General features: G+C 64.8%; 13 protein-coding genes and 1 pseudogene. 9 read left to right on the top strand and 5 right to left on the bottom strand.

From position 1 onward, the window contains the following. Positions 1 to 69 precede the first annotated feature (69 nt). Positions 70 to 822 carry a YfbU family protein gene (locus ASPU41_RS21335; protein WP_069953068.1) on the bottom strand — a complete coding sequence of 251 codons (753 nt, stop codon included), beginning with the start codon at positions 820 to 822 and terminating at the stop codon, positions 70 to 72. 661 nt (positions 823 to 1,483) lie between these two features. Between ASPU41_RS21335 and ASPU41_RS21325 the strand changes: the two genes are divergently transcribed. Together ASPU41_RS21325 and ASPU41_RS21320 are read left to right on the top strand one after the other, a co-directional pair. Next, positions 1,484 to 2,065 carry a DNA-binding protein gene (locus ASPU41_RS21325; protein WP_069953066.1) on the top strand — a complete coding sequence of 194 codons (582 nt, stop codon included), beginning with the start codon at positions 1,484 to 1,486 and terminating at the stop codon, positions 2,063 to 2,065. A gap of 1,494 nt (positions 2,066 to 3,559) precedes the next feature. After that, a complete protein-coding gene (locus tag ASPU41_RS21320; RefSeq protein ID WP_069953065.1) occupies positions 3,560 to 4,249 on the top strand; it encodes a response regulator in 690 nt (229 codons plus the stop codon). Between the two features lie 46 nt (positions 4,250 to 4,295). Here ASPU41_RS21320 and ASPU41_RS21315 read toward each other — a convergent pair whose 3' ends face one another. Then, the gene (locus ASPU41_RS21315) at positions 4,296 to 5,969 is read right to left on the bottom strand and encodes a GAF domain-containing sensor histidine kinase (RefSeq protein WP_069953064.1); all 1,674 of its coding nucleotides are present in this window, start codon (positions 5,967 to 5,969) and stop codon (positions 4,296 to 4,298) included. Between the two features lie 373 nt (positions 5,970 to 6,342). On the opposite strand from ASPU41_RS21315, the pseudogene ASPU41_RS21310 reads away from it, so the two are divergent. Further along, positions 6,343 to 7,185 (top strand): annotated as a pseudogene (locus ASPU41_RS21310) (IS481 family transposase); the annotation flags it as partial. A 76-nt stretch (positions 7,186 to 7,261) separates the two neighbouring features. Here the strand turns inward: ASPU41_RS21310 and ASPU41_RS21305 are convergent. Together ASPU41_RS21305 and ASPU41_RS23155 are read right to left on the bottom strand one after the other, a co-directional pair. Next, positions 7,262 to 7,786: a hypothetical protein gene (locus tag ASPU41_RS21305; RefSeq protein WP_069953063.1), complete on the bottom strand. Its 525-nt coding sequence runs from the start codon at positions 7,784 to 7,786 to the stop codon at positions 7,262 to 7,264. A 294-nt stretch (positions 7,787 to 8,080) separates the two neighbouring features. After that, positions 8,081 to 8,254 (bottom strand): hypothetical protein, encoded by a 174-nt coding sequence (locus ASPU41_RS23155; protein WP_197515883.1) that lies wholly within the window; start codon positions 8,252 to 8,254, stop codon positions 8,081 to 8,083. Between the two features lie 199 nt (positions 8,255 to 8,453). On the opposite strand from ASPU41_RS23155, the gene ASPU41_RS21295 reads away from it, so the two are divergent. The 5 genes from ASPU41_RS21295 (at position 8,454) to ASPU41_RS21275 (ending at position 10,729) form a co-directional block, all read left to right on the top strand. Beyond that, positions 8,454 to 8,705 carry a hypothetical protein gene (locus tag ASPU41_RS21295; protein WP_069953061.1) on the top strand — a complete coding sequence of 84 codons (252 nt, stop codon included), beginning with the start codon at positions 8,454 to 8,456 and terminating at the stop codon, positions 8,703 to 8,705. 532 nt (positions 8,706 to 9,237) lie between these two features. After that, positions 9,238 to 9,483, top strand: a complete 246-nt coding sequence (locus ASPU41_RS21290) for a hypothetical protein (RefSeq protein WP_069953060.1) — start codon at positions 9,238 to 9,240, stop codon at positions 9,481 to 9,483. Between the two features lie 69 nt (positions 9,484 to 9,552). Continuing rightward, on the top strand, positions 9,553 to 10,176 hold the full coding sequence (locus ASPU41_RS21285; RefSeq protein ID WP_231941583.1) for a DNA-binding protein: 624 nt from the start codon (positions 9,553 to 9,555) through the stop codon (positions 10,174 to 10,176). After that, the gene (locus tag ASPU41_RS21280) at positions 10,173 to 10,436 is read left to right on the top strand and encodes a ParB family protein (RefSeq protein ID WP_069953058.1); all 264 of its coding nucleotides are present in this window, start codon (positions 10,173 to 10,175) and stop codon (positions 10,434 to 10,436) included. The genes ASPU41_RS21285 and ASPU41_RS21280 overlap by 4 nt, the downstream gene beginning before the upstream one ends. A 2-nt stretch (positions 10,437 to 10,438) precedes the next feature. After that, positions 10,439 to 10,729 (top strand): helix-turn-helix domain-containing protein, encoded by a 291-nt coding sequence (locus tag ASPU41_RS21275; protein WP_083266757.1) that lies wholly within the window; start codon positions 10,439 to 10,441, stop codon positions 10,727 to 10,729. A gap of 339 nt (positions 10,730 to 11,068) precedes the next feature. Here ASPU41_RS21275 and ASPU41_RS21270 read toward each other — a convergent pair whose 3' ends face one another. Next, positions 11,069 to 11,377, bottom strand: a complete 309-nt coding sequence (locus tag ASPU41_RS21270) for a hypothetical protein (protein ID WP_069953057.1) — start codon at positions 11,375 to 11,377, stop codon at positions 11,069 to 11,071. A 248-nt stretch (positions 11,378 to 11,625) separates the two neighbouring features. Between ASPU41_RS21270 and mobC the strand changes: the two genes are divergently transcribed. Further along, positions 11,626 to 12,018 carry a plasmid mobilization relaxosome protein MobC gene (gene mobC, locus ASPU41_RS21265; protein WP_197515882.1) on the top strand — a complete coding sequence of 131 codons (393 nt, stop codon included), beginning with the start codon at positions 11,626 to 11,628 and terminating at the stop codon, positions 12,016 to 12,018.

Raw genomic sequence — 12,018 nt, 5'->3', positions numbered from 1 at the left:
TCATAGTGGTCGTGCGAGGTTTCGCAACCGTGGGTTTGCCCATCTTGGCCGAGCAGGCTGTCACTGGCGCTAGCGGTTTGAGGGGTGGACTCTGGCGGCAGCAATTTTCGTAAGGTCCGCTTCGCTGAGGAGGTAGGCTTTCGGGCCGGCTGACCGCGGGCGGTTTTGTTTTACTTCTCGGTATGCGGTCAGCATCCGTGAGTAGACATCGGCCATCTGATGGTGCGAGTTCCCACGCTCCGGGCCAAGGACAAATTCTTCCTGTTCCGTCCATTTTTCGTCCTTCACGAGGAAGCGCACGTAGTCAGACATCTGGTTTTCGAGCTTGTCGTTGTGATCAAAGCCTTGGAAGGTCAGTGCGTGTGCGAGAGAGTCCTCGATTTCAGTTCCCTTTTCCCGGAGGCTATTGAGGCTATAGAGAGCGATGCGGAACATGTCCAGCACGTCCATGACGAACGCGCACTGGCGAGCAGTTAGCTCGGGGCGTATGCCTGCAAATTCAATCCAGTATTCCTTGGTGAATCCCTTCTCTAGAACCTTCGCCCGTTCCAGCTGGTAGTCCCGATCCCCGTCCACATCGTTTGCATCTTCAGGCAGCACGCGGCCAAGTATGCGGTGCAAAAGCGCGAGAGTGTGGCGATCCAGTGGGGAGAGCGAATCAGGTTCCAAACCTTCTTTGTCTGATTCCTGCTCACGAAACCCAAAGACTGCATCCTGAAGACGGTCACGAACGAAATCGCTGAGCGTCTGGCGTTCCTCTTCGGCTTTCGCCTGGAGTGCGTCTCTAACTGCGTCCTCAACACGGACTGTAATGGTAGCCATTTTCCCACTTCTGTAAGACACTGCATACGCAGCGTACGACACGTGTTTGCGTCGTACTGTGAGTGTAGCAGAGCGTTCGGAGGGTAGTCGTCTCTTACTCCTAGGTTGGGAGGAAGTCTCCTTGAGGGCAGGGCCAGTCGTTGCCTTCGGCGCGGAAGTCCGCCAGCTGGGCGAGCCGGTCATGCCACCGGGATTCGTCCGCAGCGGCCCTGGCGTTCCCCGCCGATTCCGGGACGCGGGGGGAGGCAGTCACGGTACGCCGGGGGGCAAGGTTCCTTCTGCTGCTTCGCGGCCTCGAGCCCGGGGTCTTGGCCCCGGGCGATGACCAGGTGATACCCGACGGTGGCCGGCTCGGCACGGATCAACTCAGCGATGCGTTGCCGGCCCAGCCCGGGCCGCGTCCGGAGCGCGCCGTAACGGCCCTGTCCATGATTGAGCCCATCTTGGGGCCCACGGCCTCCCCGAGGACGGGCCAGCAACGTGGATCACAGCAAGGGTGGGGCTATTGGGTCCGCCGCCGGGCCCCATGAGCTGCCGGAGGCGGTAAGGGCTGACATAGCCGTCGAATTCGGCGGCGGCGGTATTGCCATTAAGTAGTAGGAGTAGTAGTGTTGTTACTACTACTACTACTACTACTCCTACTACTTTTGAGGTTGTCGCCGTGGCGTTGAGTGTGAAAGACCGTGTGTTTGCTGCTGCGGAGCAGATCAGTGCCGAGCGCCGGCCTACCGTCTCGACGGTGCGGGCGGCGGCGGGTGTGAGCAACGCCGACGCCACCCGTTACCTGAAGGAGTGGGTCGAGGAGAAGCAGGCCGCGGGAGGCCAGGTCGCCGCGACGCCGACAGCGGTGCTGGAACAGGCGGCGCGCCTGGCAGGGGCCTGCTGGGCCGAAGCGTCTACCGTGGCCAATGAGCGGCACGCAGCTGCGGAAGCGGTTTGGGCGCAGGAGAAGAAGGATCTCGCGCTGGAGATCTCCGAACTCGTCGCTGACCTGGACAAGGTCAGCGACGAGAAAGACGCCGCCGTCACGGAACTCACCGCCCGGGTCACCGCACTGGATACCCAGGCCGCGGCGATGGAGGCGCAGCTGGAGCAGGCACGCGCCGCCGAACAGCAGGCCAGCAACACCGCAGCCGACGCGGCGGCCAGGGTGGCCGCGGCCGAGGCCCGGGCAGAGACCCTGCAAAAGGCCCACGACGCTCTCCTGCAGCGCATCGTGCCGGAAACCCCCGGGCAAGGATGACCGGGCCGAACGAACCAGTGGCGGCGGGGCCCAGCCTTGAGCTGCTCGGAGGGCCCACATGGCTTCCCGGACCTATTGGCGTGAGGCAACAGGCCCCTCATGGAACCGCTGACTCTCGTGAACTTCGTGCTGTCACTGACGGTCCTGGCCGCCCTCGATCATCACCTACCGGACCGTCTCGATAAAGCGATCAAATCCGAGATGATGCCTCGGTATGCCATGCTGGCAGGGTTGGTTTGCTATAGCCAACAACACACAGGTACAGCGGTGCCCCCGGGGAGTCCCCGGGGGCACCGCTGTGTTTTTACTTCTGAACCGGATTTCAGGCGCAGGACACTAGGTGCGGGAGGACCCGCGTGTCCAGGGTCCCGGGCTCTCAGGCCGGGCACGGTGGCCGGCTGAGGCGAAGGGCGCCGAGTCATTCATGTGGCAGGAGATCGGCGGTACCTGGGGCTCTGAGAAGGTCCTCCGGAGACGACAACCGGATTATTCAGTCCGTCGTCCTTCCCGGTCTCTGGTCCTCTCACTTGTTCTGGGGCCGGGCCCGGTTCGGGAGCCACGGTCCGGGGTACCGGTCTCACCAGCTGGATGGACGGTGATGGTGATGTTCTCGTCCCCGTGGATCATTCGCCGTCCGATCGCTCCATCGAAGCGGACCCAGATGATGTCCCTCTCGCCGGTCATCGTGTCCACGACCCCGGCAGTTGCCGCCCCGCCTGGAGGGTAAGCAGTGACACGATCACCGGGCTGCAGGTCCTGCCAGGCCGGATCAGCGCGGATTCGAGGGTCCTGTCCAGCCAGGGGTTCGGCTGCCGCTTCGGTTTGCTGCTCCCTGACACGGGCGCGGTACGCCGGGCGATTCATCATGGTTCTCCCTTTCCGGGTGCGGGTTCTCACTGGTGGCACGGGGGCACGTCAGCCAAGGCCCCACGCGGTGATCCTGTCCTTCGAGCCCAAGACGAACCGGGACGAACGGCCTCCCCGGCCTGCCTGGTTCCAATGCCCGGCACTTTTGCACCCGTTCCGCCCCCGGAAGGCCACTCGCTACACCCCGGAACCGGTCCGTGGTCATTTGAAAGCGCGTGAGCATCTGCCCCGGCCTCCCTGAAACTAGTGCCGGGGCGCCGGGGCCGGGAAGGGCCACAAGCCCCCGGATTGCGTTCCACGGGTTTGCCGCATCACCGGTACGTGGCGGACGACGATACCTATCAGGCAAGCCCGGACCGCGTTCTTGCGTCCGGGGCAGGAGCGGCGTGACGCTGGCCGGCGTCGCCCGGTCCCGTTCCAGCCAACGCGGCTTCCGCCGGAGAAAACCGTTGCGGCATTTGACCAGTGAGAACGTCGCCATCGGCGCCCCATGTGATGGCCCGGACGGTTAGGGACTATGGTCCCTGTTGCCCCGCGGCCTGACGGGGCAAAATTATATATCGTGCCTTCCGTAGGGGGCGGCCGCAGGAAGCGGACCGGGAAGATACTGATCCAAGGAGGATCTGCATGACCACACCCGCAACAGACGCCCGCACCGAAACACTCTCACCGGCACCGGTGAGAGTGTTCATCCTCGATGACCATGAGCTCGTCCGGGAGGGTCTCAGGGACCTGCTCGAGCACGAAGGCTTCGAGATCGTGGGCGTAAGCGGATCGGCCGTCGAAGCAACCCGCCGCATCCCGGCGCTGAAGCCCGACGTCGTGGTCCTGGACGGGCGGTTGCCCGACGGTACAGGCATCGAGGTCTGCCGGGACGTCCGCTCCGTCGACCCCGGACTCAAATGCCTGATCCTGACCAGCTACGATGACGAACACGCTCTCCGCGGAGCCGTTCTGGCCGGAGCATCGGGCTATCTCCTCAAGCGGATCGGCAACAACGAACTCGTCGAGGAAATCCGGCGCACCGCCGACGGCGAGAAGCTCTTCGCCCCCGGGGTTGCCGAACGCATGCTCGAAGGGATCCCCGAGGCCCCGACCGACCCGCGGCTGGAGGCCCTGACCCCGCAGGAGAAGAAGGTCCTCAGCCTTATCGCCCGGGGCCTGACGAACCGGCAGATCGGCGAAGAGATGTTCCTGGCGGAGAAGACCGTGAAGAACTACGTCTCCTCGCTGCTGGCCAAACTGGGCTTCGAACGACGCACCCAGGCCGCGATATACGCCACCCGGACAGGCCCGCCGCAACCACCTGCGGACTAACCGCCAAAGGGGACCCGGTTGGGGGCGCCGCGGTTTTTTCGAGGACTCAGGCGGTTGTCGGCGCCGTCCAGCTCACCCGGGTACCGTGGCCCGGGGAACTGTCGATGAAGCAATCTCCGCGCAGTGCCGCGGCCCGGTGTTTCATGTTGGCCAGGCCGCTGAGCCGGGCGGGGTTTTCGAATCCACAGCCGTTGTCGGTAATCAGCAGTTCCACGGCGCCCTCGCGTACCGTGAGCGAGATGCTGATTTCACCGGCCCCGGAGTGCCTGACCGCGTTGCTCAGACCCTCGGCGAGCACGGCCAGCAGCTGGGCGGCCACGGCCTCGGGCACGGCGTCATCGACCGGCCCGGTCAACTGCAGATTGGGTGCGAAGCCTGCGCCCCGGGCCGCTTCCTGCACCGTCCGCAGCACGTGATCGGTCAGGAGTTCCGTGCCCGTGCGGCCGGATTGAAGCGAGTAGATCGTGTTCCGGAGGTCCCGGATCGTCCCGTCCAGTTCCTTGGTCACGCCCGTGATGCGCTCATGGGCGGCGGGGTCCGCGGTGTAGCGGCGCAGGGTCTGCAGGCTCAGACCGGCGGCAAACAGGCGCTGGATCACCAGGTCGTGGAGGTCCCGCGCGATCCGGTCCCGGTCGGTGAAGAGCACATGCTCTTCCCGGAGCCGGTTGGCCCGCACCAAGTCCAGCGCCAGACCGACCTGCGCGCCGAAAACGGTACTTGAACTCAGGTCGGACTGTGGATAGTCGGCTGCGCCTTCGGCGCGGGCCAGGACAAGGATGCCGTTGCCGGTGCCCTTGTGTCCGAGCGCGCTGACCAGGACAGGCCCCAGCTTCTCTGCGGCGTCGGGCCCAAAAACCTCCCTCGGATCGCGGGCCGTGGCGGATTCCCCCGTTTCCAGGACCGCTGCTGCCAAGGCGGAGGCGGAGAGCTCCTGGCCCGCGGGCAGTGACTGCGCACCGACCGAGGTCCCGCACCGGAGCGTCCCGTCGATGCCGGGGGAGGCGATGACGGCCAGCACGGAGCCGGAGGTGAACAGGGCACGTTCAGCAATAAGATCGAGGCAGTCCGGGTGCAGCGGGTGCGATGCCGTGATCAACCGCTCACTGATCTCCATCCCGGCCTCCAGCCAGCGCTGGCGCCGTGCGCTGTCTTCAAACAAGCGGGCATTCTGGATCGCAACGCCGGAGGCCGCGGCCAGGGCGACCGCGAGGTCCTCGTCCTCATCCGTGAAGTCCTGCCCGTCGTTCTTCTCAGTCAGATAGAGGTTTCCGAAGACCGCGCCGCGCACACGGACCGGAACACCCAGGAAGGACTTCATCGGAGGGTGCCCCGCCGGGAACCCGGCGGCCCCGGGGTGCTCCCCCAGGTCATGAAGACGCAGCGGTTTCGGTTCGCGAATCAAATGCCCCAGGACCCCGTGACCGGTTGGAAGATCCCCGATGAGCCCAATCCCGTCCTGATCAATGCCGACCGTAATAAAATGGCTCAGCCGACCGTCCTCGCCAATAACGCCGAGCGCCCCGTACCGGGCACCGAGCAGTTCACACGCCGAGTGCACAACCCGGTCCAATACGGCCTCGAGACTTAGGTCCTCCGCGAGCGAGACAACCGCGGCCAGAAGGCCTTCCATGTGTTCCTGGGTTTGCAGCAGCGCATCGGCCCGGTCGCTGACCTCGCCGACCATTTCATGCATCCGCCGACGCATCGACTCACGCCACATCCGTGGCGACCCCTCGGACACCGCAGGCGGATGCGGGGGCAGGAAAGGGCAGCGGAAGAAGGAGCGTCGGCGGAGACTGCGTGGCTGGTGGCTGGGTGTTCACGACAATCTCCTAGAGTCTCCGGAATGTTCATCCGGGCAGGCCTGGAAGGCTCATTGTGGGTCAGTCCCAGACTGATGTTGCTCACAACCCTACGGGAAAGGCCAAAACAGGCAAGAATCTTACTTTCTTCCGACCTCAGGCGGGAAGCCCTCATTGCTGACAAAATGAAGGGAACATAGGGCCCACGTCCATCCCGGGAAGCAAAACCTACATGCGGTGCGATGGCATCGGGCACGCCTGGATTCGGTCCCCGGCAGTCCAGGCACGCCGACTCACGCTCGCTGGGCCGACCGTTACCGGGACCTTGGCGAGGACGGGGGGAGGACCTCTCCAGCCGCCCCTCACGGTCCCCGCACCGGACACCGGCACGGAGGGAACGACGGATCATCGCCCTAAGGGTCAACCGGCACTGGGAGCCGGCAAGGATCGGGCTACCTCCTGTGCATCCATCCCTCCACCGTGAACAAGGTCCTCTCCCGGTACCGGCTGGCCCGGCTGTCCTGGCTGGACCGGGGCGCCGGCAGTGTGATCCGCCGCTACGAGCATCAGAACCCCGGAGACCTGATCCACGTGGACATCAAGAAACTCGGACGGATCCCGGACGGCGCCGGACACCGTGTCACCGGCCGGGCCACGGGCAAACGGAACAAGACCGGCACCGACGCCAACCGGCGCCCGGGCTACGCCTACCTACACAGCGCGGTCGATGACCACTCCCGGTTTGCCTACACCGAGATACTGACCGACGAGAAAAAGGAGACCGCAGCAGGTTTCTGGGAACGGGCCAACGCGGCGTTCAACGCCGCCGGGTTCACCGTCCAGCGGGTCCTGACGGACGAGGTCTCCTGCTACCGCTCCCGCGCCTTCGCCCAGGCCCTCAGCCCGGACATCAAACACAAACGGACCCGCCCCTACCGGCCCCAAACCAACGGCAAGGTCGAACGGTTCAACCGCACCATGCTCGAGGAGTGGGCCTACGCCCGCCCCTACACCTCAGAGACCGAGCGTGCTGCCGCTTTCCCATCCTGGCTCCACCACTAGAATCACACCCGCGACCACACCTCACTCAAAGATCAACCACCCGCCAGCCGCGTCATTAACCCCCGTGGTTAATACACCTGGACCTTCGTGCCCGCAGTCACCGGGCACCGTGTCGCCGACGGACGCACGAAGCTGCCCGCGTGGTCCGTCAGGACGCGACCTTTCCGACGGCCGGTTCCTGGACACGGAGGCGGCAGGGCGGCCTGACCGGGTCGACTGCCGCCGGCAGCCTTCCCTCCCCGGTCACAGAGCGGAGCCGATCCAGGACAGCGGTCCCAACGACGGCTTCGCCAAGATCAACGAGGATCTCCATCCCAGGCAGAAACGAGTTCGTGCGGCGCACGATGCCATAGAGCACCGCGACGTTCATTTCGGTCACAGTTCCACGGACCGCGACGCGGGCCGACAGAAGGTTGCTGTCCAGGCTAACAAGGACCTTCAATTTGCCCTCGACCCGGGCCAGTGCTGGTGTCGCCGGCCGGGATCGCCGGAGCAGCATCAAGCGCTCCCCCCTCCCTGGCCGCAACCGCGCGGTGACGTTCAGGGACTCCTCCCGCCGGAGCGGCCGGCCGCTCCGGGCCGCATGGTTTGAGGGATGCTCACGCATCGCCTGCCGGCGGGCTGCTTCTTTCGCCGGATCGGCGAGGACGAGGTGACGGTGGGCCGAGGCCAAGGCATTTTCCTTTCGCTGCTGAGGCGCTACTCCACAGCCCGATCGAGGAAACGACCTGAGCTGCCACGTACAGGAGTGACAGGCGAGCCTGTCAGTCAGGAACCGCCCATAGACCTGCAGAGCACTTCCAACAGCATCCACGACCCGCGCCGGGCGCTAACAGGGAAGAAAGTCCTGATCTCTTTAGCGCGTCCCGCGGGGGCACAAAGCACAGGACCCGGCACCACCCGTTCAAGGGGGCTTAAGCCTCTGGAAACTCCGGCAACCCCGCCGTTACTGTCAACAATTGTCGAGTCAAGCAGAAACTGGCGGAGGCAGCAGAGGCCCGTGCCGGGCTATCGGGGCGAGGACCGCGAGGATCAACAGCACCACGCCGACCCAAATCAGGAAGTTCAAAGAGGGAACCAGACCGGCGCGGAGGAAGAACAGAACCGCAAGGACCACAACGACGATGAGAAGAAGGTTCATGACCGTCACCTACCACTTCTTTGAATTGTTCACCAATTGCCCGGCCACAGCGTCTGCGGCTACGGCGACGGCCGGGGAATGTCACAGGTGACCTTGGGGTTCAGGCCCATGTAGTCCACGCGACGTGCGCTCCCCGGACCCCCGCGACTGACCGCCGCAGCGGCCGCCCCTTACCCGACCACAAACCCGGAGGACAGCCTTGGAATCACACCTCACCGCCGTCCACGTCGCCGCCGGCGAAGTGGAACTGATCGAAATACGGGCCGACCAGGCCCACGCCACGCTCGTCGAGGCGATGTTCCGGGCCATGGCAGCCGGGGTTCCCCCGGTCATGGCGGCCGCCGCCGCCGGTATGAATGTCGCGCAACTCTTCGACGCCGTCCGCCGTCACGCCCCGGCCCTCGCCTCCGGTCCGCATGCAGCCGACAACGATTACATCCGCTGGCTCTGACGGAGCCGGGGCCGCCCCAATCCTGATCCGGCAGGGACCCGCACCGGCAAAACCCACAAAACACACCACCCTCCCGGGGGAGCATGCACCAGAGAACCCCTGAGTTCCGGCCCGGCCCGAGCGCCGCGGTTCACTGCCGCCTACCCCTCGCCCACCTGGGCGGGGGTCGAGGACCATCCCGCGGAAAAGTAGCGCTAGGGATCAAGCGATCGCGAGGATTGCTAGTGTCGATCGTTGAGAGAGCATGGCTGGTGAATACTTAACGGCTGCCGAAAAGGCGGCGTACGGGCGGAATAGGGCTTGGGGACCAACTCGTGGATGAGAAACGCCCAAGCCATTGTCGGTTGATGTACGGCTGTAAAGCACGCCGTCTCCGGGCCCAACGCAACGCCTACGGACGTTTGGGTGACTGCTCAGGCTGAACAAGGCGAACTTCCCATCGCGGTAAGGGAAAGCCGCTCCAACTTGGTCATTTTGATGCTTAGCGCTACTTTTCCGAGCAGTGGTCCTCGACCCCCGAGAAGCGCCCACCGTGATCGAACTCGAAGTCGAGGAGATCGGCCCGTCCCTGCAGTACGCGGCCGCGGACGTCCACCAGACCCAGGGCGGCGCCCCGGATGCCGCGCAAAGCGGAGCCGGGCAGAAGCAACCGCACCCCGCCGAAAGTATGAGCATCAGCAGCCGGGAGTACGCAGACGATGACCCGTGGTTCGGTATCGCCGCCAACCCCGGCGGCCGGATCACCGTTCCGGGCGCAGCAGCCGAACCAGCCATCTGACAAGCGGCGACAAACCCGAGTAGTAGGAGTAGTATCACTACTACTCCTACTACTCTTACTATTTTTTTGATGGGAATGCGCATGACCGAGAGCGTGAAAGACCGTGTGTACGCCGCTGCTGAAAGGATCAGCGCCGAGCGGCGCCCTACCGTTTCCACCGTGCGCGCGGCCGCGGGTGTGAGTAATGCCGACGCGACGCGCTATTTGAAGGAGTGGTCGGACGAGCGGCAGGCTGCGGGCAGTCAGCTGGCAGCGACGCCGGCGACGTTATTGGAAGCGGCGGCGCGCCTGGCCGGAACGGCTTGGGCTGAGGCCTCCGGATTGGCGGACGCGCGGCATGCGTCCGTGGAAGCGACCTGGGCGCAGGAACGCAAGGACAGGGATGCCGAGATCGCGGAGCTCGTCGCGGACTTGGACCGGCTCACCGAGGAGAAGGACACGGCTGTGTCCGCGCTGGCCGCGCGGGTCGAGGAGTTGCAGGGCCAGTTGGCGGTCCTCGCCGCCGAGGTGGAGGAATCCCGGGCCACGGAGCGGGCCGTTGCCGCAGAGGCGGCGGAGACGGCAACGAAGCTCGCTGCTGCCGACGCCAGGGATACCGCCATGCAGGCAGCCTACGAGGCCCTGCTGGCACGCATCGCCCCGGCCGGCCCGGGTGCCGCGGACCAGGGTACTGATCACGTTGAGGATCAATGAGCATGAAAAGAATCGCGGCGTTCACTCCCTACTTCACCGAGGACGAGGCCGGGCAGGTCCGGGCAGCGTTCCTGGCCGCCGGTCACGTCGAAGGGGATGTGAGCGTGTCGGACTTCATCGTCCGTGCGACGATGCGCGAAGTGAAACGCCTCCAGCGCAAGCACAACCATGGCAGGAAATGGGAGCCGGCCCCGGCCGGTTCACTCCGCCGCGGGCAGCGCACCAGGGACGAACTGCAACACCGGAACGAGGTCGAATAGAGATGCCCACAAGGATTGAGGACAAGGACAATTTCCCCGCGCCTACGAAGGGGCCGGTGTTCCCCAGGATGCTGACACTGGAGCAGGTCCAGGAGGTCCTGAACGTGAAGGGCTCACTCGTCTATTCGCTGGTCCGCAGCGGTGAGCTGCCCGCCGGGCAATTCGGTGGCCGGGGTGTGTGGCGGGTTCGGGAGAGTGACCTGATGGCGTACATCGAGGCAGCGTTCGCGAAGACCGCCGAGCGTATTGCCGCCGGCCAGGTCCAGGAAGATGACGTCGCGGCCGAAGACTGACCAGCAGCTGAAGAAAGAACGAAGGCCGGCACCTCGAAAAGGTGCTGGCCTTCGCCGTGTCCGCGAACCGGAACTTCCGTGTCGTCTATGGCTAAAAGAACCGGACCCGACGCGCACCGACGGCCGGGAGGGTGCGTCTTGGACCATGGGAGAGTCTGCCGTTGGTGCCCATCTGTGTGTTCAGGCTGTGCATGATCGCCGGTGCGCCGTGGTGATGGATCCCCGCAGGGTTCCCTGGCGGTTGTGTGCAGCCGATCAGTTGGGTCCCGTCGTCCGGGTGTGTGCGGGAAAAGCCCGGAGGTTTAGCTTTTGCCGTGCCCATGCGGGCTAGGGGCAAGGTTACTGTGCGCTGTGGCTGTCGTCCTCTGTAGGGGCTGCGGCGCTGTGGGTCGTGGCGCGGCTCGATGTCTTCCGGCGGCGTCCTGCGGCGCCGGATTCGAGACCCAGCTTCTTCAGCTCCTCCGGGCTCCATCCGTCCTTGGTGGCGCGCACGTAGGCGCGCTTGTCCTCGCGTTCTGCTTCGGCGAGCTGTTCCCGCAGGTCGGTGATCCGCTGCCGGGTCTTGACCAGTTCGGTTACAGACTCGATGCGTGAGTTCAGGAGTGCCTTGGCCTGGTTACGTGTCTGTTCAATATCGATGGTTGCCATGCGTCCAGCCTAGGCCGCCGATACGACCTATTACGGGCAAATTCCGTGCGCGCCGGTATCACCGGCCTTGCAGGAGTACTGACTTACCGAAACGGGCAGGCCAGAGACAAAGCGACGGAGCAAGCTATACACTTACACGGGTGTAAGTGGCTTGTCGCGCTCGACACTGGCGGTCGTGTGCGGCACACTTGTCAGTGTGGTCCCCGGGTTCGGGGTCGCTGCGCTGGGCCTTTGAAGGGATGGATTGAATGGCGGATGAGGGATTCGCTCACCGTTTCAATCTGTCGCGCCGGCGCCGGGAGAACACTCCGGCCGGTTCGAAGAAGCGCCGTGACTTGTGGGTTACTGTTGAAGAGGAAGCTGCGCTTGTCGCGAGGGCTGAGCGGGAGAAGGTTACCGTCCCGAACCTGCTGGTTACTTCGGCATTGTCCGAGACCCAGGAGACGACAACGGAACGGCGTGCCGCTATCGCGGAGCTGATGTCCCTCCACAATCTGCTGGCGCGTTCGTCGGTCAACATCAACCAGCTCGCACGGCAGGCGAATGCTACGAGCGAGTTCCCCGCCGAGGCGCGCGAAGCGTTGAAGCACCTCCGGTCAGTGGCGATGCGCATTGACCGCACCATTGAGGGGCTGATGTAG

It is taken from the genome of Arthrobacter sp. U41 (assembly GCF_001750145.1).
Taxonomy (GTDB): domain Bacteria; phylum Actinomycetota; class Actinomycetes; order Actinomycetales; family Micrococcaceae; genus Arthrobacter.
This window is presented reverse-complemented; position numbering and strand designations above follow the sequence as displayed.